This is a genomic window from Burkholderia plantarii, from assembly GCF_001411805.1.
In the GTDB taxonomy this organism is placed as follows: domain Bacteria; phylum Pseudomonadota; class Gammaproteobacteria; order Burkholderiales; family Burkholderiaceae; genus Burkholderia; species Burkholderia plantarii.
Map to the genome: position 1 here is coordinate 1,315,868 of NZ_CP007213.1, position 19,192 is coordinate 1,335,059.

Annotated in this window: 15 protein-coding genes and 1 pseudogene; 8 read left to right on the forward strand and 8 right to left on the reverse strand. The window is 67.4% G+C overall.

Going from position 1 to position 19,192, the window contains the following annotated elements:
- Nucleotides 1–12 precede the first annotated feature (12 nt).
- Nucleotides 13–2,298 carry an NADP-dependent malic enzyme gene (locus tag bpln_RS22920; RefSeq protein ID WP_055140092.1) on the forward strand — a complete coding sequence of 762 codons (2,286 nt, stop codon included), beginning with the start codon at nucleotides 13–15 and terminating at the stop codon, nucleotides 2,296–2,298.
- A 133-nt stretch (nucleotides 2,299–2,431) separates the two neighbouring features.
- On the opposite strand, the gene bpln_RS22925 is transcribed toward bpln_RS22920, so the two are convergent.
- Complete coding sequence (locus bpln_RS22925) at nucleotides 2,432–3,349, reverse strand: LysR substrate-binding domain-containing protein (protein WP_055140093.1); 918 nt, start codon at nucleotides 3,347–3,349, stop codon at nucleotides 2,432–2,434.
- Between the two features lie 112 nt (nucleotides 3,350–3,461).
- Between bpln_RS22925 and bpln_RS22930 the strand changes: the two genes are divergently transcribed.
- Complete coding sequence (locus bpln_RS22930; protein WP_042627554.1) at nucleotides 3,462–4,631, forward strand: mandelate racemase/muconate lactonizing enzyme family protein; 1,170 nt, start codon at nucleotides 3,462–3,464, stop codon at nucleotides 4,629–4,631.
- Between the two features lie 134 nt (nucleotides 4,632–4,765).
- On the opposite strand, the gene bpln_RS22935 is transcribed toward bpln_RS22930, so the two are convergent.
- The gene (locus bpln_RS22935; RefSeq protein WP_055140094.1) at nucleotides 4,766–6,121 is read right to left on the reverse strand and encodes a carotenoid oxygenase family protein; all 1,356 of its coding nucleotides are present in this window, start codon (nucleotides 6,119–6,121) and stop codon (nucleotides 4,766–4,768) included.
- Nucleotides 6,122–6,603: 482 nt separating this feature from the next.
- On the opposite strand from bpln_RS22935, the gene bpln_RS36815 reads away from it, so the two are divergent.
- Entirely contained in the window at nucleotides 6,604–7,152 is a 549-nt protein-coding gene (locus tag bpln_RS36815) for an ABC transporter transmembrane domain-containing protein (RefSeq protein ID WP_158512063.1), read from the forward strand.
- 283 nt (nucleotides 7,153–7,435) lie between these two features.
- A pseudogene (locus bpln_RS37910) lies at nucleotides 7,436–7,822 on the forward strand (ATP-binding cassette domain-containing protein); the annotation flags it as partial.
- Between the two features lie 167 nt (nucleotides 7,823–7,989).
- On the opposite strand, the gene bpln_RS22950 reads toward bpln_RS37910, so the two are convergent.
- The 4 genes from bpln_RS22950 to bpln_RS38305 all read right to left on the reverse strand — a co-directional run bounded on the left by bpln_RS22950 (nucleotide 7,990) and on the right by bpln_RS38305 (nucleotide 13,101).
- A complete protein-coding gene (locus bpln_RS22950) occupies nucleotides 7,990–9,051 on the reverse strand; it encodes an alkene reductase (RefSeq protein WP_042627558.1) in 1,062 nt (353 codons plus the stop codon).
- 77 nt (nucleotides 9,052–9,128) lie between these two features.
- Nucleotides 9,129–9,434 (reverse strand): ArsR/SmtB family transcription factor, encoded by a 306-nt coding sequence (locus tag bpln_RS22955; protein ID WP_042627559.1) that lies wholly within the window; start codon nucleotides 9,432–9,434, stop codon nucleotides 9,129–9,131.
- Between the two features lie 323 nt (nucleotides 9,435–9,757).
- Nucleotides 9,758–12,130 carry a tetratricopeptide repeat protein gene (locus tag bpln_RS22960; protein ID WP_055140097.1) on the reverse strand — a complete coding sequence of 791 codons (2,373 nt, stop codon included), beginning with the start codon at nucleotides 12,128–12,130 and terminating at the stop codon, nucleotides 9,758–9,760.
- Nucleotides 12,131–12,963: 833 nt separating this feature from the next.
- The gene (locus bpln_RS38305) at nucleotides 12,964–13,101 is read right to left on the reverse strand and encodes a twin-arginine translocation signal domain-containing protein (protein ID WP_338025999.1); all 138 of its coding nucleotides are present in this window, start codon (nucleotides 13,099–13,101) and stop codon (nucleotides 12,964–12,966) included.
- Nucleotides 13,102–13,180: 79 nt separating this feature from the next.
- Between bpln_RS38305 and bpln_RS35995 the strand changes: the two genes are divergently transcribed.
- From bpln_RS35995 to bpln_RS22970, 3 genes are all read left to right on the forward strand, one after another.
- Complete coding sequence (locus bpln_RS35995) at nucleotides 13,181–13,456, forward strand: hypothetical protein (RefSeq protein WP_148654137.1); 276 nt, start codon at nucleotides 13,181–13,183, stop codon at nucleotides 13,454–13,456.
- A 219-nt stretch (nucleotides 13,457–13,675) separates the two neighbouring features.
- Complete coding sequence (locus bpln_RS22965; RefSeq protein WP_055140098.1) at nucleotides 13,676–14,764, forward strand: porin; 1,089 nt, start codon at nucleotides 13,676–13,678, stop codon at nucleotides 14,762–14,764.
- A gap of 492 nt (nucleotides 14,765–15,256) precedes the next feature.
- Complete coding sequence (locus bpln_RS22970; RefSeq protein WP_055140099.1) at nucleotides 15,257–15,586, forward strand: DUF4148 domain-containing protein; 330 nt, start codon at nucleotides 15,257–15,259, stop codon at nucleotides 15,584–15,586.
- 305 nt (nucleotides 15,587–15,891) lie between these two features.
- Here bpln_RS22970 and bpln_RS22975 read toward each other — a convergent pair whose 3' ends face one another.
- Entirely contained in the window at nucleotides 15,892–16,356 is a 465-nt protein-coding gene (locus bpln_RS22975) for a CBS domain-containing protein (RefSeq protein WP_042627563.1), read from the reverse strand.
- 151 nt (nucleotides 16,357–16,507) lie between these two features.
- On the opposite strand from bpln_RS22975, the gene ribA reads away from it, so the two are divergent.
- Nucleotides 16,508–17,164 (forward strand): GTP cyclohydrolase II, encoded by a 657-nt coding sequence (ribA, locus tag bpln_RS22980; protein ID WP_171907281.1) that lies wholly within the window; start codon nucleotides 16,508–16,510, stop codon nucleotides 17,162–17,164.
- Between the two features lie 82 nt (nucleotides 17,165–17,246).
- Here ribA and bpln_RS22985 read toward each other — a convergent pair whose 3' ends face one another.
- Nucleotides 17,247–18,800, reverse strand: a complete 1,554-nt coding sequence (locus bpln_RS22985) for a methyl-accepting chemotaxis protein (protein WP_042627564.1) — start codon at nucleotides 18,798–18,800, stop codon at nucleotides 17,247–17,249.
- Nucleotides 18,801–19,192 lie beyond the last annotated feature (392 nt).

Sequence of the window (19,192 nt, forward strand, 5' to 3'; positions counted from 1 at the left end):
CCGAGGGAGACGATGAACAAGACCGACCGCCAGGCCGCCCTGGAATACCACCAGTACCCCACGCCGGGGAAGATTTCCGTGACCGCCAGCAAGCCGCTCGTCACGCAGCGCGACCTCGCGCTCGCGTACACGCCGGGCGTGGCGGTGGCCTGCGAGGAGATCGTCGAGGATCCGGCCAACGCGTTCAACTACACGAGCCGCGGCAACCTGGTGGGCGTCATCACCAACGGCACGGCCGTGCTCGGTCTCGGCAACATCGGCGCGCTGGCCTCCAAGCCGGTGATGGAAGGCAAGGCGGTGCTGTTCAAGAAGTTCGCCGGCATCGACGTGTTCGACATCGAGATCACCGAGACCGACCCGGACAAGCTGGTCGACATCATCGCGAGCCTGGAAGCCACCTTCGGCGGCATCAATCTGGAAGACATCAAGGCGCCCGAGTGCTTCACGGTCGAGCGCAAGCTGCGCGAGCGCATGAAGATCCCGGTCTTCCACGACGACCAGCACGGCACCGCGATCACCGTCAGCGCCGCGTTCATCAACGGCCTGAAGGTGGTCGGCAAGGACATCAAGCAGGTGAAGGTGGTGACCTCGGGCGCCGGCGCGGCCGCGCTCGCCTGCCTGGACCTGATGGTCGACCTCGGCCTGCCGCTCGAGAACATCTGGGCGACCGACATCGACGGCGTGGTTTACAAAGGCCGCACCACGCTGATGGATCCGGACAAGGCGCGCTTCGCGCAGGACACCGCGGCGCGCACGCTCGACGACGTGATCGAGGGCGCCGACGTGTTCCTCGGCCTGTCGGCGGGCGGCGTGCTGAAGGCGCCGATGCTCGCGAAGATGGCGAAGAACCCGCTGATCCTCGCACTCGCGAACCCGACGCCGGAGATCTTCCCCGAGATCGCGCACGCCACGCGCGACGACGTGGTGATCGCCACCGGCCGGTCGGATTTCCCGAACCAGGTCAACAACGTGCTGTGCTTCCCGTACATCTTCCGCGGCGCGCTCGACGTGGGCGCCACCACCATCACGCGGCGCATGGAGATCGCGGCGGTCCACGCGATCGCGGGCCTCGCCGAGGAAGAGCCGAACGATTCGGTGGCCGCCGCCTACGGCGCCTACGACCTGTCGTTCGGGCCGAAATACCTGATCCCGAAGCCGTTCGATTCGCGGCTGCTGCTGCGCATCGCGCCGGCGGTGGCGAAGGCGGCCATCGAGGAAGGCGTGGCCACGCGTCCGATCGACGATTTCGCCGCCTATGCCGACCAGCTGCAGCAGTTCGTCTACCACTCGGGCGCGTTCATGAAGCCGCTGTTCTCGGCGGCCAAGCAGTTCGTGCGCGACGGCGCGAAGACGCGCATCGTGTTCGCCGAGGGCGAGGAGGAGCGCGTGCTGCGCGCGGTGCAGGTGATCGTCGACGAGAAGCTGGCGCGGCCGATCCTGATCGGCCGGCCCGAGGTGCTGCTCGCGCGGATCGAGAAGTTCGGGCTGCGCCTGAAGCTCGGCGAGGACGTCGAGGTGACCAACCCCGAGTACGACGAGCGCTTCCACCAGTACTGGACGACGTATTGGGAACTGCGCTGCCGCGACGGCATCACCAAGGAGATGGCGCGCGTGGAAATGCGCCGGCGCCTGACGCTGATCGGCGCGATGATGGTGCGGCTCGGCGATGCGGACGGCATGATCTGCGGCACGGTGGGCGCCTATCACGACCACCTGCGCTTCGTCGACGAGACGATCGGCAAGGCGCGCGGCGCGCGCACCTACGGCGCGATGAACATCCTGCTGCTCGACAAGCGCACCGTCGCGCTGGTCGACACGCACATCAACGACAACCCGAACGCCGACCAGATCGCCGAGTTCACGATCGCGGCGGCTTCGCAGATGGCGTGGCTGAATCTCTCGCCGAAGGTGGCGCTGCTGTCGCGCTCGAACTTCGGCTCGGGCAGCTCGGCCTCGGGCGCGAAGATGCGCGAGGTGCTCGAACTCGTGAAGGAGCGTGCGCCGGACCTCGAGATCGAGGGCGAGATGCACGGCGACTGCGCGCTCGACGAGACGCTGCGCCAGCGCTTCCTGCCGCATTCGCGGCTCAAGGGCGCGGCCAACCTGCTGGTGTGCCCGAACGTCGACGCCGGCAACATCGCCTACAACCTGCTGAAGACGAGCGCGGGCAGCAACGTGGCGGTGGGGCCGTTCCTGCTCGGCGTGAACGCGCCCGTCAACATCATGACGGCCAGCTCGACGGTGCGCCGCATCATCAACATGACCGCGCTGACGGTGCTGCAGGCCAATCGCGACTGACCATCACGGATTGATCCGCGGTTGATCCGCCGGCCGTTGGCCGGCGCGCGCGATTCACGAGATTCACGACGCCCTCCCGGTTCGCCGGGAGGGCGTCGTCATTGGCGCCGTGGTCCCGGCCGCCGCCGCGCCCTCAGCCGAGCGGCAGCGCCGCCGCGCCGCGCCGGAACCGCTCGACGAGGAAGTCGATGAACGCGCGCGCGCGCGCCGACTGGTTGCGCTTGTTCGCGTAGTAGACGAACAGGTCGGCCGACGGCTGCACGTATTCCGGCAGCACCACGCGCAGCCGCCCGCTCTCCAGGTACCTGGAGAGATCCCACTCCGAGCGCAGCAGGATGCCGTGGCCGTCCAGCGCCCAGCCGAGCACGATGTCGCCGTCGTTGCTCGACAGCATCCCGGTCACCTTGATGCTCTCCGCGTGGCCGTCGCGCATCAGCTTCCAGACGCCGTGCGCGTCGTCGTTCTGGCGATGCAGGATGCAGTGGTGCGCGGCGAGGTCGGTCAGCGCGAGCGGTGTGCCGTGCCGTTCCAGATAGCGCGGCGAGGCGCACAGGAAGCGCCGGTTCGACATCACGCGCCGCGCGTTCAGGCGCCGGTCCGGCAGCTCGCCGAAGCGCACCGCCAGATCGACGCCGCTGTCCACGAGATCGATCGGCCGGTCGGTCAGGTCGAGCTGCACCTCCACGTGCGGATAACGCCGCGCGAACTCGGAGACGAGCGGCGCGATGGTGGTGCGGCCGAAGCCGAGCGTGGCGTTCACGCGCAGCAGCCCGCGCGGCGCCGAGCGGCTCGACGCCACCGCTTCCTCCATCTCGCGCACATCGGCGAGGATCCGCGTCGCGTAGTGCAGGTAGGTTTCCCCCTCGGTGGTCAGGCTGATGCTGCGCGTGGTGCGGTTCACGAGCCGCACGCCGAGCCGCGCCTCCAGCTGCATCAGCCGCTTGGTGGCCGCGGGCGGCGTCAGGTTCATGTCGCGCGCGGCCGCCGACAGGTTGCCGTGGCGCGCGAGCAGCACGAAGAATTCGAGTTGGGAGGCGAGTTCGGTTTTCACTCAAAGTGAATAAAGAAGTGAGTTTCAGTGAATCATAAGGCCTGGGTCCGCGCCTAACCTAGCGTCTCGTGCAGCCGCCGGCCGTCGGCGGGCCAGAACTTCGGACCCCTCCATGAGAATCGTTGAAATCCGCGAACAGACCCTCCCGATCAGCTCCCCGATCCGCAACGCGTACATCGACTTCAGCAAGATGACGCTGAGCCTCGTCGCGGTGATCACGGACGTGATCCGCGACGGCAAGCCCGTCGTGGGCTACGGCTTCAATTCGAACGGACGCTACGGCCAGGGCATGCTGATGCGCGAGCGCTTCATCCCGCGCGTGATGGAGGCCGATCCGGCCTCGCTCGTCGACGACAGCGGCGAGAACCTCGACGCGCACCGCATCTGGGCCACCCTGTTCCAGAACGAGAAGCCGGGCGGCCATGGCGAGCGCTCGGTGGCGATCGGCACGATCGACATGGCCGTGTGGGACGCGGTCGCGAAGATCGCCGGCAAGCCGCTGTTCCAGCTGCTCGCCGAGCGCTACGGCACGGGTACGCCCGACCGCAAGGTGTTCGTCTACGCGGCGGGCGGCTACTACTACCCGGGCCAGGACCACGGCAAGCTCAAGGACGAGATGCGCAGCTACCTCGACCGCGGCTACACGGTGGTCAAGAAGAAGATCGGCGGCGCCTCGCTCGACGAGGACCTGCGCCGCATCGACTCGATCCTGAGCGTGCTCGGCGACGGCCAGCGCCTGGCCGTGGACGCGAACGGCCGCTTCGACCTGGACACCGCGATCCAGTACGCGAAGGCGCTTTCGAAATACGACCTGTTCTGGTACGAGGAAGCGGGCGATCCGCTCGACTACGAACTGCAGGCCACGCTGCGCAATTACTACGACAAGCCGATGGCGACCGGCGAGAACCTGTTCTCGATGCAGGACGCGCGCAACCTGATTCGCCACGGCGGCATGCGTGCCGACCGCGACTGGCTGCAGTTCGACTGCGCGCTCAGCTACGGGCTGGTCGAATACCTGCGCACGCTCGACATGCTGCACCAGCACGGCTGGTCGCGTTCGCGCTGCATCCCGCACGGCGGCCACCAGATGTCGCTGAACATCGCGGCGGGGCTCGGGCTCGGCGGCAACGAATCGTACCCGGACCTGTTCCAGCCGTTCGGCGGCTTCCCCGACGGCGTGAAGGTCGAGAACGGCTACATTACGATGCCGGACCTGCCGGGCATCGGCTTCGAGGGCAAGGCGGACCTGTATCGGGTGATGCGGGAGCTGTCGTCGAACTGAGGTCGAACCGGGCGGATCGGGGCGGCCGGAAGCGGCGGTGTCGATGATGCCGCCGCCGAGGTTCGCTTGATGATCCGATCGATGCGGCCCGGCCGCTCGAGTGCCTGCGGGTGCTCGTGCGGCCGGGCCGTTTCTCATTCATGGCACGGCAGCCACGCGCCGTGGAAGCCGGCCGGAATCCGCACCGGCAGGTGGACGGTGGCCAGCGGCGCGGCGTCGATCGCGGCCGCGTCGAGCACGATCACGTCGCTCGTATCGGTGGCCGCGCGCCAGACGCAGGCCAGCACCCAGCCGTCGTCCTCGTCGCTCCCGGTGGCGCCCGGGCGCGGCACGAACACCGGCTCGCCGTTCTGGTCGCCGGGCGCGATCGCATGGCGCACGATCTCGCCGCGGCGCACGTCGACGCGGACGATGCCGCGCATCTCGTCGAGGCGCGGCTGCTCGGCCGCGTGGAAGAAGCGGTAGACGCGGCCGGTGCGCCGTTCGTCGATGCGCGGCAGTTCCAGCGCGGCGTCCAGCAGCGGCGCCTCCTGGACGGTGCCGCGCGCCAGATCGAACGTGTAGCGCCACGGCTGGCCGGGCGGGTTCGCTTCGAACGCGCCGCCGTCCGGCGCGAGCCGCAGGAACCACGGATAGCGGATCGCATCGAGCACGATCCGCGATGGTGCCGCGCCCATGCCGTCCTCCACGTCGTAGGCGTTGATCACGTGCTGGATGAAGCACGGCGCCACCTCGAACCAGCGCACCGCGCCGCCATGGCGTGGCAGCACGCCGATGCGCGCCGGCCGGCCGTCGTCCCAGCGCAGCGGCATGCGATGGCCGCGCGCGAGCATCGTGAAGTCGTAGACCACGTTCAGGTCCAGCAGCAGGCTGTGCGTCGCGGTGATCGCGAGGTCGTGCATCATCGCGGCGCGCGGCAGCTCGATCTCGAGGTCCACGCGCGTCGCGCCGTCCGGCGCGGCCACCTGATACCGCAGACACGGCGCGGCCCGTTGCGCGCGAAAGCCGATCAGCTCGTCGCTGAACGGATCGCGTTTCGGATGCGCGGTCATGCCGTCGACGAACGCGGGGTGGCGATCGGCCGGGCCGAGCGTCTCCAGCGCGGGCGAGATCGCGAGCGGCATGCCGCCTTCGGCCAGCGCGAGCGTCGTGCCGGCGTGGCGGATCACGTTGACGTTCGGATTCGTGTCGGGCATCGCGTCGACGAGCGCCGGCGCATGATGCTCGGCCCAGCGCCGCGTGCGCAGCCAGCGGTTGCGGTAGGCGGTGGCGCGGCCGTCGGCGAAATCGATCGCGTGCAGCATCGCGGCCTCGGGCCACCACGACAGCAGGTCGTGGCCCGCGAAGCGGCCGGTGAGCGGGTTCGGCCCGTTGCGCACGAGCTGGCCGCGCAGTTCGCGCGGGATCGTGCCGGTGACGCGCAGCGCGGTGTGCCCGGTTTCGGCGGCGACAGGGGCGAGGGCGCCGGCGTTCAGGTCGATGGGGAACATGGTTGGAATAGGGGGATCGAGGCGATTCTTGATTTATATCCGGGTATAAATAAACGGTCAATAATATCCGGATAAAAATATGAAGGCACGGACGGCTTGCCGGTGAGGGCGTGGTGTGAGTTCCCGGGCGTGAAGCGGGCGGGCGCCATCCGCCCGTGGCCGGCGGACCGCCGGCGCGCAGCGCGAAACCATGTCTCGCGTCGATGAGTGTCATCGCCGGCCGCTGCCCGTTGCCGTTTCCACCTCGCGATCGATCACGTCGATATGCGCACTTTGCGACGCGAAACCGCTTCGATATCGTCAGGATGCCGAATCCTGTCGCACCGGCCCGTCTCACGCCTTCCGCCTGGCTCGCTATCCCTCTCCTGCGGTTCCATCCATCGGCAACGACCCTGTCAAATCCGCCGGATCCGTCGTCATCCCGCGTCGTCCAGCGGCGCGCGAGCCGCCGCCGCCGTCCGGCGCCAGGCGCCAGGCGCGTCATGGGCCCGGTGCGCGGCCAGATTCGTTTCGCGATGGCGCCGTCGTCGCTCGCCGCCCTGCCGGGCGTGGGCTTCCTGCTGTCGCCGGCCCGGGCCATCCGGCGCGTCGGCGAGGCGCCCCGGGCCTGGCCGCTCGACGCCGTGCCGGCCGCCTGCCGGTGCCGTGCCGGCGCTTGTTGCGCGCGGCTCGCCAGCTTCGGCCAGTCGCATCGCGCGGCGTTCCGGCTCGAAACCGTCCTGCGTCGCGAGCTGGTCGACCACGTGGCCCGCGTCTCGCTCGGCACGCTGCAGCAGACGGGCGCCGCCGCGCTCGCCGAGGTCGTCCGCGACGACGTGAAGGCGCTGCACGTGTTCGTCGCCGACAGCAGGCCGTTCTACGCACGCGCGCTCGTCGCGCCGCTCGCGATGCTGGCGGCGCTGTCCTGGCTCGACTGGCGTCTCGCGCGCTGCGTGATCGCGATGATCGTGGTGGGGGCGGCGTGCTGTCGTTGGCGATGCGCTGTTCGATCGAGATCGGGCGCGCCTGCAACGCGGCGCGCGAACGCGTGAGCGCGACCGTTGCGAGTTCGTGCGGGCGATGCCGGTGGTGCGGACCTTCGACATCGGCTACGCCACGCTCGGCCTATCGGCAGGCGCTCGACACCTATCTCGAACTGCTGACGGGCTGATACCGCCGCGCCGGCGCTGCTCAATCCGCTGCCGAGCCTGTTCGTACCGGGGTGGCACGGCGCCGTGCCGTGCCTGCGCGGGTCGCTCGACTTCGCGACCTGGATCGGCGCGCTGCTGATCGGGACCGACGCGGGCCAGTGCCTCGATGCCGACCTGCTGGCGGTCGCGCGCGGTGCGCTGCGAGGAATTCGTGGCGCGGCTGCCGCAGGGCTGGCCGACCCGGCTCGGCGAGATCGGCGGGCGCCTGTCAGGCCGCGAGCGGCAGCGCATCTCGATCGCGCGGGCGCCGCTGAAGAACGCGTCGATCGTCTGTCTCGACGAACCGACCGCCGCGCTCGACGTGGAAGGCGAGCTGGCGGTCCAGCAGGCGGTCGGCGTGCCGGTGCGCGAGCGCACCGTGATCGTGATCGCGCACCGGCTGCCGACGAGCGTCGGCGCCGACCGGATTCTCGTCATCGATGGCGGGCGGCTCGTGCAGCAGGGCCGGCACGAGGCGCCGCCGCGTGCCGGAGGGCGTCATCGCGCGATGTGGATGGCGCAGCGGCACGCGTCGGCGCATGCGTCGCGGCTCGGCGGCGGGGCGGTGCAGGGCGGGGGATCGGAGCAACGCGCGGGCGGATGCCGCGACGACAGGGCCATGCCGGCGGCGGCACGGCCACGCCGCCGCCGCGTGCGTGCAGCTGCACGCGCGGCGGGGGCGGCGGGCACGATACCGCGTCAGGCGATGTTTTCGAGCGACGGGTAGTCGGTGTAGCCGGTCGCGCCATCCGCGTAGAACGTCGACGGCACCGGCGCGTTGAGCGTCGCGTCGAGTTCGAAGCGGCGCGGCAGGTCCGGGTTCGCGATGAACAGCTTGCCCCAGGCCACCGCGTCGGCCTCGCCGGCGGCGACCACGGCCTTGCCGGTGTCGAGCGTGAAGCCGTCGTTGGCGATCACGGGGCCGCCGAACTCGGCCTTCAGGCGCGGCGCGAGACGATCGTCGCTGAGCGGCTCGCGCACGCAGAGGAACGCGACCTTGCGGCGGCCCAGTTCGCGCGCGACGTAACCGAAGGTCGCGGCCGGGTCCGAATCGCTGATCGTATGCGCGGTGCCGCGCGGCGACAAATGGACGCCCACCCGTTGCGCGCCCCACACCTCGATCGCGGCGTCGGTGGCTTCGAGCAGGAAGCGCGCGCGGTTCTCGATCGAGCCGCCGTAGGCGTCGGTGCGGTGGTTGGTGCCGTCCTGCAGGAACTGGTCGGGCAGGTAGCCGTTCGCGCCGTGGATTTCCACGCCGTCGAAGCCGGCCAGCTTCGCGTTCTCGGCGCCCTTGCGGTAGGCGGCGATGATGCCGGGGATTTCGTCGAGTTCGAGCGCGCGTGGCGTCACGAACGGGCGTTCCGGGCGCAGCAGGCTCACGTGGCCGCCCGCCGCGATCGCGCTCGGCGCCACCGGCAGGTCGCCGTTGAGGAACACCGGGTCCGAGATGCGGCCGACGTGCCACAGCTGCATGAAGATCCGGCCGCCCGCGTCGTGGACCGCCTTCGTCACGAGCTTCCAGCCCTCGACCTGCTCGTCCGACCAGATGCCGGGCGTGTTCGCGTAGCCGACGCCCTGCGGCGTGACGGCCGTGGCCTCGGTGAGGATCAGGCCGGCTGTGGCGCGCTCCGCGTAGTAATGCGCCATCAGCGCGTTCGGCACGCGGGCTTCGTTGGCGCGGGCGCGCGTGAGCGGCGCCATCACGACGCGGTTGCGCAGCGTCAGATCGCCGATGACGAGCGGATCGAACAGGGTAGGCATGAGGAATTCCTTATCTATCGAAAATGAGGATGCCGGACGAACCGTTCCGCGGACGCGGTCCTGGCTCGGCAACGCCGTTACAGGTTGGTTTGCAACTGATCGAGAAACGCGCGGATCACCGTTTCGTTGCGCCGGAAAAACACCCATTGGCCGAACCGCGAGGATTGCACCAGCCCCGCGCGCTGCAGCGTCGCGAGGTGGGCCGACACGGTCGATTGCGACAGGCCGCAGCGCGCGTCGATCTGGCCCGCGCACACGCCTTCCTGCAACGGCATGTGAACCTGCTCCGGGAAATGCCGGTGCGGCTCCTTGAGCCAGAGCAGGATGTCGCGGCGGACCGGATTGGCCAGCGCCTTGTGAATCGCGTCGATGTCGAGCGTCATGGATGAAAGTCGGTGGAGCAACGGGCTCCGCTTGTATCGTCGTCGAACGAAGCATATATCGGAATATCGCGATATATGAAAATGACCATGGCGGGTGGCTGGGTATCGGTGGTCCGCAGGTGGGGTGGCAGGCGCTTTTCCGCGGCGGGCGGGACGCCGGTCGTGATCGTGTGGCTGCTGTTTCCGTGCTGATGCGGCACCGTGTCGGCGGGATCGTCGTGCCTTGCCGAGCGCTTCCGCCTCGGGTCGTCACCGCATGCGTGGCTTGATCGGTGTTCGCGCTTGGCGAGTGGGATCGCCGCCCCGACGCGCGGTAAGGCACGTCATCCGGCGTTGCGCGCCCCGTCGCACCAATGCCGCCACGCCTCGCGATACGCCGCCTCGATATGCGTCGCGAAGCGCGGGCCGTTCATCAGCGGCGAGGCCGCGAGCCGCTCGCGCAGGCTCGCCCGCATCGCGCCGAGCCGCGGCAGGTCGCCCGCCAGTTCGACGGCGATCTCGACGAAGCGCGCGTCGCTGTCGGCTACCACCTCGCCCAGCCCCAGGTTCGTCGACTGGCTCAGGCCGGCGCGTCCCACCACCGTGTCGCCGATTCGCGTGACGACCGGCACCCCCATCCAGTACGAATCGAGGCTCGTGGTGTGGCCGTTGTACGGAATCGTGTCGAGCCCGATGTCGATCTGGTGATACGTCTGCAGATAGTCGGCGCGCGGCCGGAACGGCGTGAACGCGACCCGCCCGGCCGCGATGCCGTGCCGGGCCAGCTTGTCGAGCAGGCGCGCGCGAGCGGAGCCGTCGGGCGCCATCAGGATCAGCCGGGCGTCCGGCAGCGAGCGCATCACGGCGCCCCATAGCCGGAACGAGGCGTCGCCGAGCTTGCACGGATTGTTCAGGCAGCCGAAGGTCGGATAGCCGTTGGCGAGCGCGGGCAGCGCGTTGACGGCCGGCGTGTCCGCCAGCGGGTCGTAGCACCAGAACGAATCGGGCAGGCGGATCGAGCGCTCGGTGTACCAGGCGTCGGCGCCGGCCGGATCGAGCCACGGGTCGGTCAGCCGGTAGTCGATCGCGTCGATGCCGGTGGTGCCGGGATAGGCCAGCCACGCGATCTGCACCGGCGCCGGGCGCCGCGCGAACAGCAGCGGCCGGCTGTCGGCCATGTGCATGCTCAGGTCGATCAGGATGTCGATCCGGTCGTCGCGAATCGTGCGGGCGAGCCGTTCGTCGTCGAGCCGGCTCACGTCGCGCCAGACGTCGGCGTGGGCGGCGAGGCGCCGGGTCAGGTCGTCGGGCCGCGCGACGCTCGCGTAGCAGAAGACCTCGAAATGCCGGTGATCGTGATGCGCGAGCAGCGGCAGCGTGAACAGCGTCTGGCAGTGGTTGCGGAAGTCCGGCGATACGTAGCCGACGCGCAGCCGGCGCGCAGGCGTCGCGTCGTTCCGATGCGGCTGGCGCGCGGCGCGCAGCGGCGCTTCATGTCGCGCCGACCAGCGGCGGCATTCCTCGAGGATCGGCCCGGGCTGGTCGGCCTGGAACGACAGCGCGTAGACCAGATTGCCGTGCGCGAGGACGTTGTCGGGATCGCTGGCGAGCGCGCGGCGATAGCTGTCGATGCCCTCGTCGAGGCGCCCCTGGTCCTTCAGCACGTTGCCGAGATTGTTGTGCGTGACGGCATGGTGCGGATCGACCGCGAGCGCGCGGCGCAGATGCGCCTCGGCCTCGTCCATCGCGCCGAGCGTGCGCAGCACCACGGCGAGGTTGTTGAGCGCGGCGAGAAAGTCGGGCCGCAGGCCGATCGCGGCGCGAAACGCGTCGGCCGCCTCGTGCAGCTGCCCCGATTCGCGATGGACGACGCCGAGATTGTTGCAGGCATCGGCATGCGCGGGCACCTGCCCGATCGCGCGCCGGTAGTGGACCAGCGCCTCGGGCCGCCGGCCGAGCGCGTGCAGCGCGTTGGCCAGGTTGTAGTCGGCTTCGGGGAAGGCCGGGTCCAGTTCCAGGGCACGCGCGAGCCGGGCCGCGCTGCCCGCGAAGTCGCCGCCGCGATGCAGCGCGACGCCCAGGTTCGCGAGGCCGCATGGCCAGTCGGGCGCGGCCTGTACCGCGGCTTCGAGCAGCGTCACGGCCTCGTCGGTCCGGCCGGCCGCCAGCACCAGCGTGGCGAGATTCGTCAGCGCGTTGGCGTCGCCCGGATGCAGTGCGACGGCCTGCCGGTAGACGGCCTCGGCCGCGGGCGCGTCGCCTTGCTGGCGGTGGCAGTTGCCAAGATTGTTGAGGGCGTCGGCGTGCGCCGGGTCGATGGCCAGCAGCGCGGCGTAGACCTCGACGGCGGCGGCGGTCTCCGCCACGGCCTGCAAGGTCGTGGCCAGCGCGAACAATGCATCGACCGAGCGGGCGTCGAGCGCCAGCGCCCGCTGGTAGGCATCGATCGCCTCGGCGAAGCATTGCGCGGCGGTGAATACGTGCCCGCGCGCGAGGTGGTAGCGGACGTTGTCGGGCGCATGGGCCAGCGCGCGGTCGAGCCAGCCGAGCGCCGTCTCGTGGGCGCCGCGTTGCAGGTTCAGCACGCCGAGACGGAACATCACGTTCGCCTCGTCCACGGCGCCTGTCAGCGCGCGTTCGTACAACTCGCGCGCTTCGTCGAGCCGGCCCGCGCCATGGTGCGCCATCGCGAGTGCCAGCATCTGGTTGCTTTCCATCGTTTGCCTGCCGGGGAAACTGTTGCGTCGACGGCGCCGTCGCGGCGCGGTCCGCCGTTCGATCAAGCGATCCGGGGCGGCAAGCCGCGGCCGCGTCGAGACGGGCGGATTCCGCCGGACCATAGCAAGCCGGATCTCGGCGTTGGTTACCGCCGTTAATACGTGGTCATATCGCGCCCGTCCTGGTGTTGCGGCGTGCGGGCCATGGGCGGCGAGATATTGGCGCGTGACGGCGGCGGGTCGGCCGGCGTCCGGCGGCATGAAAGCGTGGTCGAGGCCGAGTCAGCCGTCGATCCGGGGTCGTCGTCGACACGGCGGTCTGTCTGGAAAATGGCTGCCTGTCGGCTACGGCGCACCGACGAAGCTTTCCGATGGCAGGAAATGCGCGGTAACCCGTAAGTAACATGCGGCCCGGATGAATGGTGGGCAGCGTGGCCGGGCGGCCGGACGTGAGGTGGTTCCGGGGAAACGAAGGGGGCTGCTTCGACAGTCCGGCCCGCCGTCGGTTCCAACACACTATATATATAGTGTGTTGCGCGGCCGGCATCGATCCTCGGTCGGGGCACCGGCCGCAGCCTCGGTCTGGCCGTGCGGGGTTTTCCTGGCTGATTGCCGTCACCTCGCCGCCACCCGCCCGGCACGAGAACCCAGCCCGGGCCTTCCCGCCGCCACGAGCCGGGCACCCAGCCCCGGCCCGGACGTGCGACCACCCAATGCCCCGGCACCCACACGTATCGGCCGCCGCGCCAGTCCCGCTGGCCGTCGGCCCAGACATAGCGGCGTCCACGCGGCGGCGGCGGGCGGCGGTCATGACAACGCGGCGGCGCGCTCGCCTAACGGCGGTGCGGGCTGCCCGCTGGCGAGCGACGCGGCTCCGGCGGCGCGGGCTGCGCGTTCGCGGCGAACGGCAGGCCCCTGGCGCAGGCGGCGCCGGCCATGGCGACGGCTCGAAGGAAATCGCGACGATGCATCGACAGACTCCGGAAGGACCGGGTTCGCCGCCCGACAGGGCAAGCGTTGCCACGTTAGCGCGGCGGTTACGCGAGAAGCATGACAGCCGTTGCAATGGACGTGACGTTTGATGGCGGTCCGTCTCGATGGATGGCGCGTACGCGTGCGCGAAAACGTTTTCTCGCGGCGTCGGTACCGAAAATGCACCAGATTGGGGATAAAAAGGTATTTATTACCGTTTCGGCATTTCTTGCTGATCGCCTGATGTTGTTTCTTTGCAACCGTCAAGACGGTGACATGAAGGAATGCCAGCCGCGAGCGTGCCAAAAAAGCGCCGTCAAGCATCCAAAAAAACAAGTCAAAACAAAGGCTTAACGAAGGCTACCATTTTCATTATTTCTGGTTTCGGAAAAAGTTATTTCTTTATTCGCGCGTGGCGACCCTAGGGTCCACCCCTAAACTCACGATTCCCAGAACGGCCAACCATCCGGGCGCGCCACGAGAGAAGTGAGGTGGCGCTTCCGGGCGGTTGCAGACCGTTTATGAAACAAGGTCGCAAGGCCTGCCTCTTTTTAAATGAAGGGAGCTCCACGAATGAAAAAGACTCTGATCGTTGCAGCCGCTGCAGCATCGTTCGCAACTGTCGCCCACGCGCAAAGCAGCGTCACGCTGTACGGCGTGCTCGACGCGGGCATCACGTACCAAAGCAACGTTGCCGGCAAGTCGCGCTGGTCGGAAGGCACGGGCATCGACCAAAGCCTGTTCGGTCTGCGTGGTTCGGAAGACCTCGGTGGCGGCCTGAAGGCAATCTTCACGTTGGAAAGCGGCTTCAACCTCGGTAACGGCCGCTTCCAGAACAACGGCGGCATGTTCAACCGTCAAGCGTTCGTCGGCCTGTCGAGCCAGTACGGCACCGTCACGCTGGGTCGTCAGTACGATTCCGTGCAGGACTATCTGGCTCCGCTGACGGCAACCGGCTCGTGGGGCGGCACGTACTTCGCCCACGTCGGTAACCTCGACAACCTGAGCACGAACGGCGGCTACGCCACGAACAACTCGATCAAGTTCACGAGCGCGAACTACGCCGGCCTGCAATTCGGCGGCACGTATGCGTTCTCGAACAACACGAACTTCGGCAACAACCGCGCATACAGCGGCGGCGTGTCGTACCAGTTCCAGGGCCTGAAGCTGGCGGGTGCCTACTCGCAGCTGAACAACCCGAACGCAGTCGGGGGCGGCGCAGTTGACGCGAACAACCCGTTCGTGAACCAGGGCCGTGTCCGCACCTACGGTGCAGCCGCTGCCTACGCGTTCGGCCCGGCGGAAGCGGGTGTGGCCTGGACGCAAGCGCGTCTGGACGACACGACGGCTGGCAACAACCTGCGTATCGACAACTACGAAGTCAACGGCAAGTACAACCTGACGCCGGCTCTGGGTCTGGGCATCGCCTACACGTACTCGAACGGCCGCGTCGGCACCGACAACGCCCACTGGCACCAAGTCGGCCTGCAAGCCGACTACGCACTGTCGAAGCGCACCGACGTGTACGCCCAGGCTGTGTACCAGCGTGCAAGCGGCGCGAACGCGTCGATCTACAACGGCGACCTGATCTCGAGCAGCTCGAACCTGTCGTCGTCGCTGAACCAGACGGCAGCAACGGTTGGCCTGCGTCACCGCTTCTAAGCATGACGGCTGCCCCTTGGGGCAGTCAGCAAAAGGCGCCTTCGGGCGCCTTTTTTCGTTTACGTCCCGTGTTTCGGTGTGGCGAGAGCCGATGGCCGGGAAGCCGGCGGCGCGGTTCCTCGCCGGTGCGTCCGAACGGCCCGGTGCGGGGATGGAGACGATGGCCGGCAGTATGAGGTGTCCTGCGTCACGGGCCGTGTCGGGTGGCGGCGGTACGCGTGGCTAGCCGTGGGAGGCGACGGCTCTCGGCAGCCGTCGCGCGTGCAACGGCAAGAGTGATCGGTCAGCCATTTGTCAGTATTGTTACTCGTATGAACAAACTGAACCGACACGGACCCGATTCAAGCCGGGATCGTTGCTATCCGTGCAACGGTGTTTGTCCAAACTAAGGGTTTTCCCTGTGACAATCCGAGCCTAGACTTCAGTCATTCGCTTCAGACAGACATCGATGCCTGAGGTGGACAAAAACCAAAACATCTCGGAGGTAACATCATGAAATCGCTCGTTTATGCTGCTGTCGTCGCTTCGGTCCTCGCCGCTCCGGTCGCTTCGTTCGCCCAGTCGAACCCGCAACCGCTGACGCGCGCGGACGTTCGCGCCGATCTGGTTCAACTCGAACAGCACGGCTACAACCCGGTGGCCAGCGACGCGGAATACCCGCACAACATCCAGGCCGCGGAAGCGCGCGTGCAGCAATCGCAGCAAACGCTCACGCACGCCGACACCAGCGGCTACGGCGTGCAGCCGGTGGCTGGCTCGCAATCGGGCCGTCGCGCGGCGACCGCGCCGAACCCGATCGACAGCGTCTATTTCGGCCACTAAGTCGATCAGCGAGCGGCAGGGCGCCGGCGGTTCGCGGAACCGCCAGGCAGCCCTGCAGCCAGCATGACGACGTGGCGAGGCGCCGCCTCGTCACGAATTCGACAGATCAGGTCTGAGGCCCGGGCGAGAACCGCCGGGCAGGCATCACCTCACAGGACCTCCGTCGCCGCACAACGGCGGCTTTGCCCGGACGCGATGCGTTTGGGCATTTTTTGCGCCCGGTGCGGCGCACGACGGCGGCGCGGCAGCTTGCTCGCGCCGCCTGCGTGGCGAGGCTTGCTTCCGGCCGGCTCGGCGGGTTCAGCCTATTCGGCGCCGGAGTCGATCGGCGTGCCGTGGATGTAGTGTTCGAGCTGGTTGATCATGTACTGCTGATCGGCGATCACGCTCTTCACCAGGTCACCGATCGAGATCACGCCCAACAGCTTGCCACCGTCGAGCACAGGCAGGTGGCGCACGCGGTGCTCGGTCATCAGCGCCATGCACTGGTCGCTGGTCTGCGAGGGTTCGACGTAGCGCACCTTCACGGTCATGATTTCCTCGATGCGCGTCGCCTTCGACGAGCGCTCGAGCAGCACGACCTTGCGCGCGTAATCGCGCTCCGTGACGATGCCGACGATGTCGTTGCCTTCCGTCACGACGAGCGCGCCGACGCTCTTGATGGCCATCAGTTTCAGCGCGTCGTAGACGGAGTCATCCTTGCCGATCGTATACACCGTTCGGCCGGCCTCGGGCTTTGATTTGAGAATATTCGCGACGGTTGTGCTCATACGATCTCCGGAGACCGGGCGCCAGACAAGCCCGAAGGAACCAGTATAGAGACGTTCGCGCACCGCGGAAGCGGTGCAGAACGCATAACGTAGATTAGCGGTAAACTCCGCCTGCGCGCCACTCCGAACATTCCTTAACTCCGAATTCCCGATGTTTTCCATGTCTTCGCATCCCGTATCACCCCCGGCCGACGAGCATCCGGCCGACGAGCCCGTGACGCTCGTCGCGTCGGCATCGCTGCCGACGCGTTATGGCGTGTTCATGTCTCATGCATTTCGTGTCGACGGCAGCCAGGCCGAACATCTGGCACTCGTGGTGGGCGACGTTGCCGGTCAACAGCCGGTGCTGACGCGGCTGCATTCGGAGTGTCTGACGGGCGACGTGTTCGGCTCGTATCGCTGCGATTGCGGCGAACAGCTCGATCTTGCACTGCGCAATATCGTTGCCGAAGGGCGCGGCGTCCTGCTGTACCTGCGCGGCCACGAAGGGCGCGGCATCGGCCTGAGCAACAAGATCCGCGCCTACGCGCTGCAGGAGCAGGGGCGCGACACGGTCGAGGCCAACCGCGATCTCGGCCTGCCCGACGACGCGCGCGAATACGATTCGGCCGCGGCGATCCTGCGGATTCTCGGCGTCACCTCGGTACGGCTGATGAGCAATAACCCGAAGAAATTCGACACGCTGGTCGCGCACGGCATTCCCGTGTGCGAGCGCGTGGCGCTGCCGGTGCCGGTGCGCGACGAGAACGAGCGATATATCCGGACCAAGCAGGTCAAGTTCGGCCACTACTTCGACGAGAACGAGTGATGGATGCAAGGGCCTCTTCGGAGGCCCTTGTCGTATCGGCGGGACGAATGCGCATGACCCGGCGGGGTGGCATACCGGAGCCTCAGGCCGGCAGCGAAAACACGGAAATGGCCACGGCAAGCTGGTTGGTCTGCGTTTTCAGCACGTCGGCCGACGCGCTGGCCTCTTCGACCAGCGCCGCATTCTGCTGCGTCGTCTGATCCATGTTGGCCACGGCGATGTTCACCTGTTCGATGCCCGAGCTTTGTTCGATCGACGCCGTGCTGATCTCGCCCATGATGGCGGTGACGCGGCGCACCGCATGCACGATCTCCCGCATCGTGTCGCCCGCGCGGCCGACGTGCTGCGAGCCGCCCTCTATTTTCTGGGCCGATTCCTCGATCAGGTTCTTGATTTCTCGCGCGGCGGCCGCGCAGCGCTGCGCGAGGCTGCGGACCTCGCCCGCCACCACCGCGAAGCCCCGGCCGCCTTCACCGGCGCGGGCGGCTTCGACCGCCGCGTTCAGCGCGAGGATGTTGGTCTGGAACGCGATGCCCTCGATCACGCCGATGATGTCGCCGATCTGGTCCGACGACTGGGAAATGCCGCGCATCGTCTCGACCACCTGATTGACCACTTCACCGCCGCGCGCCGCCGTTTCCGACGCGTCGAGCGCCAGCTTGCTGGCCTGCTTCGCGTTGTCGGCGTTCTGCTTCACGGTCGCGGTGATCTGTTCCATGCTCGACGCCGTTTCGCCGAGCGCGGTGGCCTGCTGCTCGGTCCGGCGCGACAGATCGGCGTTGCCGGCGGCAATCTCGTTGGATACCGAGGCAATCAGCGTGGCACCGCTGCGAATCTGCATGATGGAATGCGCCAGCCGTTGCTGCATGCGCTGCATGGCAGCAAGCAGGCTGGTTTGATCGCCTTTGTGCGTGATCACCGACACGTCGAGATCGCCGTCGGCGATGCGCGAGGCGATCTGCGCGGCATAGGCCGGTTCACCCCCCAACTCGCGCAGGATGCTGCGGGCGACCGCGCCGACGATCAGCGTCACGCCGAAACACAGAATCAGCGTGGCGCCGACGAATCTCGCCAGGGTTGCATAAAACGCGGTGTCGATATCGTCGATGAACACACCGGTGATGATCGTCAAATCCCACGGCTTGAACAGGCGCACGAAATTGATTTTCGGCGCCATTTTGTTGGTTACCGGCTTCAGGAACTGCAGGTCAACGAAACCTTCCCCCTGTTTCTCGGCCAGATCCGCGCCGTCCTGAAACACGTGGCGGCCTTGCGGATCGGTGAAGCCGCTCATGTCCTTGCCCTCGAGTTCGGGCCGCAAGCCGTGCATGACCACTTTCGCGTGGGCATCCGTAATGACGAGATAGCCGCCGGAGCCGTTGTAGCGCATGGCGCGCAGATCCGCCATGGCATTGCGCCGTGCGTCGTCAGGCGACATCGTGCCCGCCGCCGCCAGGCCGTTATATCGATCGAGGATGGTGTACGCGATGCTCACGACACTTTGGAGTTCCGTCTGGCGATCGGCGATCATGGTGTCGCGCGTCTTGAACGCGCCCCACAAGCCGATTGCCACGAGCCCGATGCACATCGCGGCAATCGCGAGCCAAAGGCGCGCCTTCAATCGAAAACGTTCCATTACCCTGTCTCCTCCTCTTTATCGTTCGATAAGACGTAACGTTGCTGCGGTGCGCACAGTCATTCGCTTGGTATTAACGGCATCGGTGGAAATAAATTGAATCGATTGTAAATCGTTTGACGGCGTGGAACGCGTTGTGTGACGCGGGGGCATCGGGAATGTTGCTGGATGGATGATTATATTATCTGGTTACTTAATAACGATCGTCATTTTGATTTTATGTCGCTGCGATCAAAATGATGGAGTTTCCTTCGGCGGCGCCTGCGAATTAATTAATGATTTTGAATAACGATTGGGATGTTTCGCGCCGCCGGCGCAGTCCGGATAAGAGGCGCTTGATCAGGATCGTGCGAGCGCCCATGCAAGCATGAAAATAACACCGTGTTTCTCGT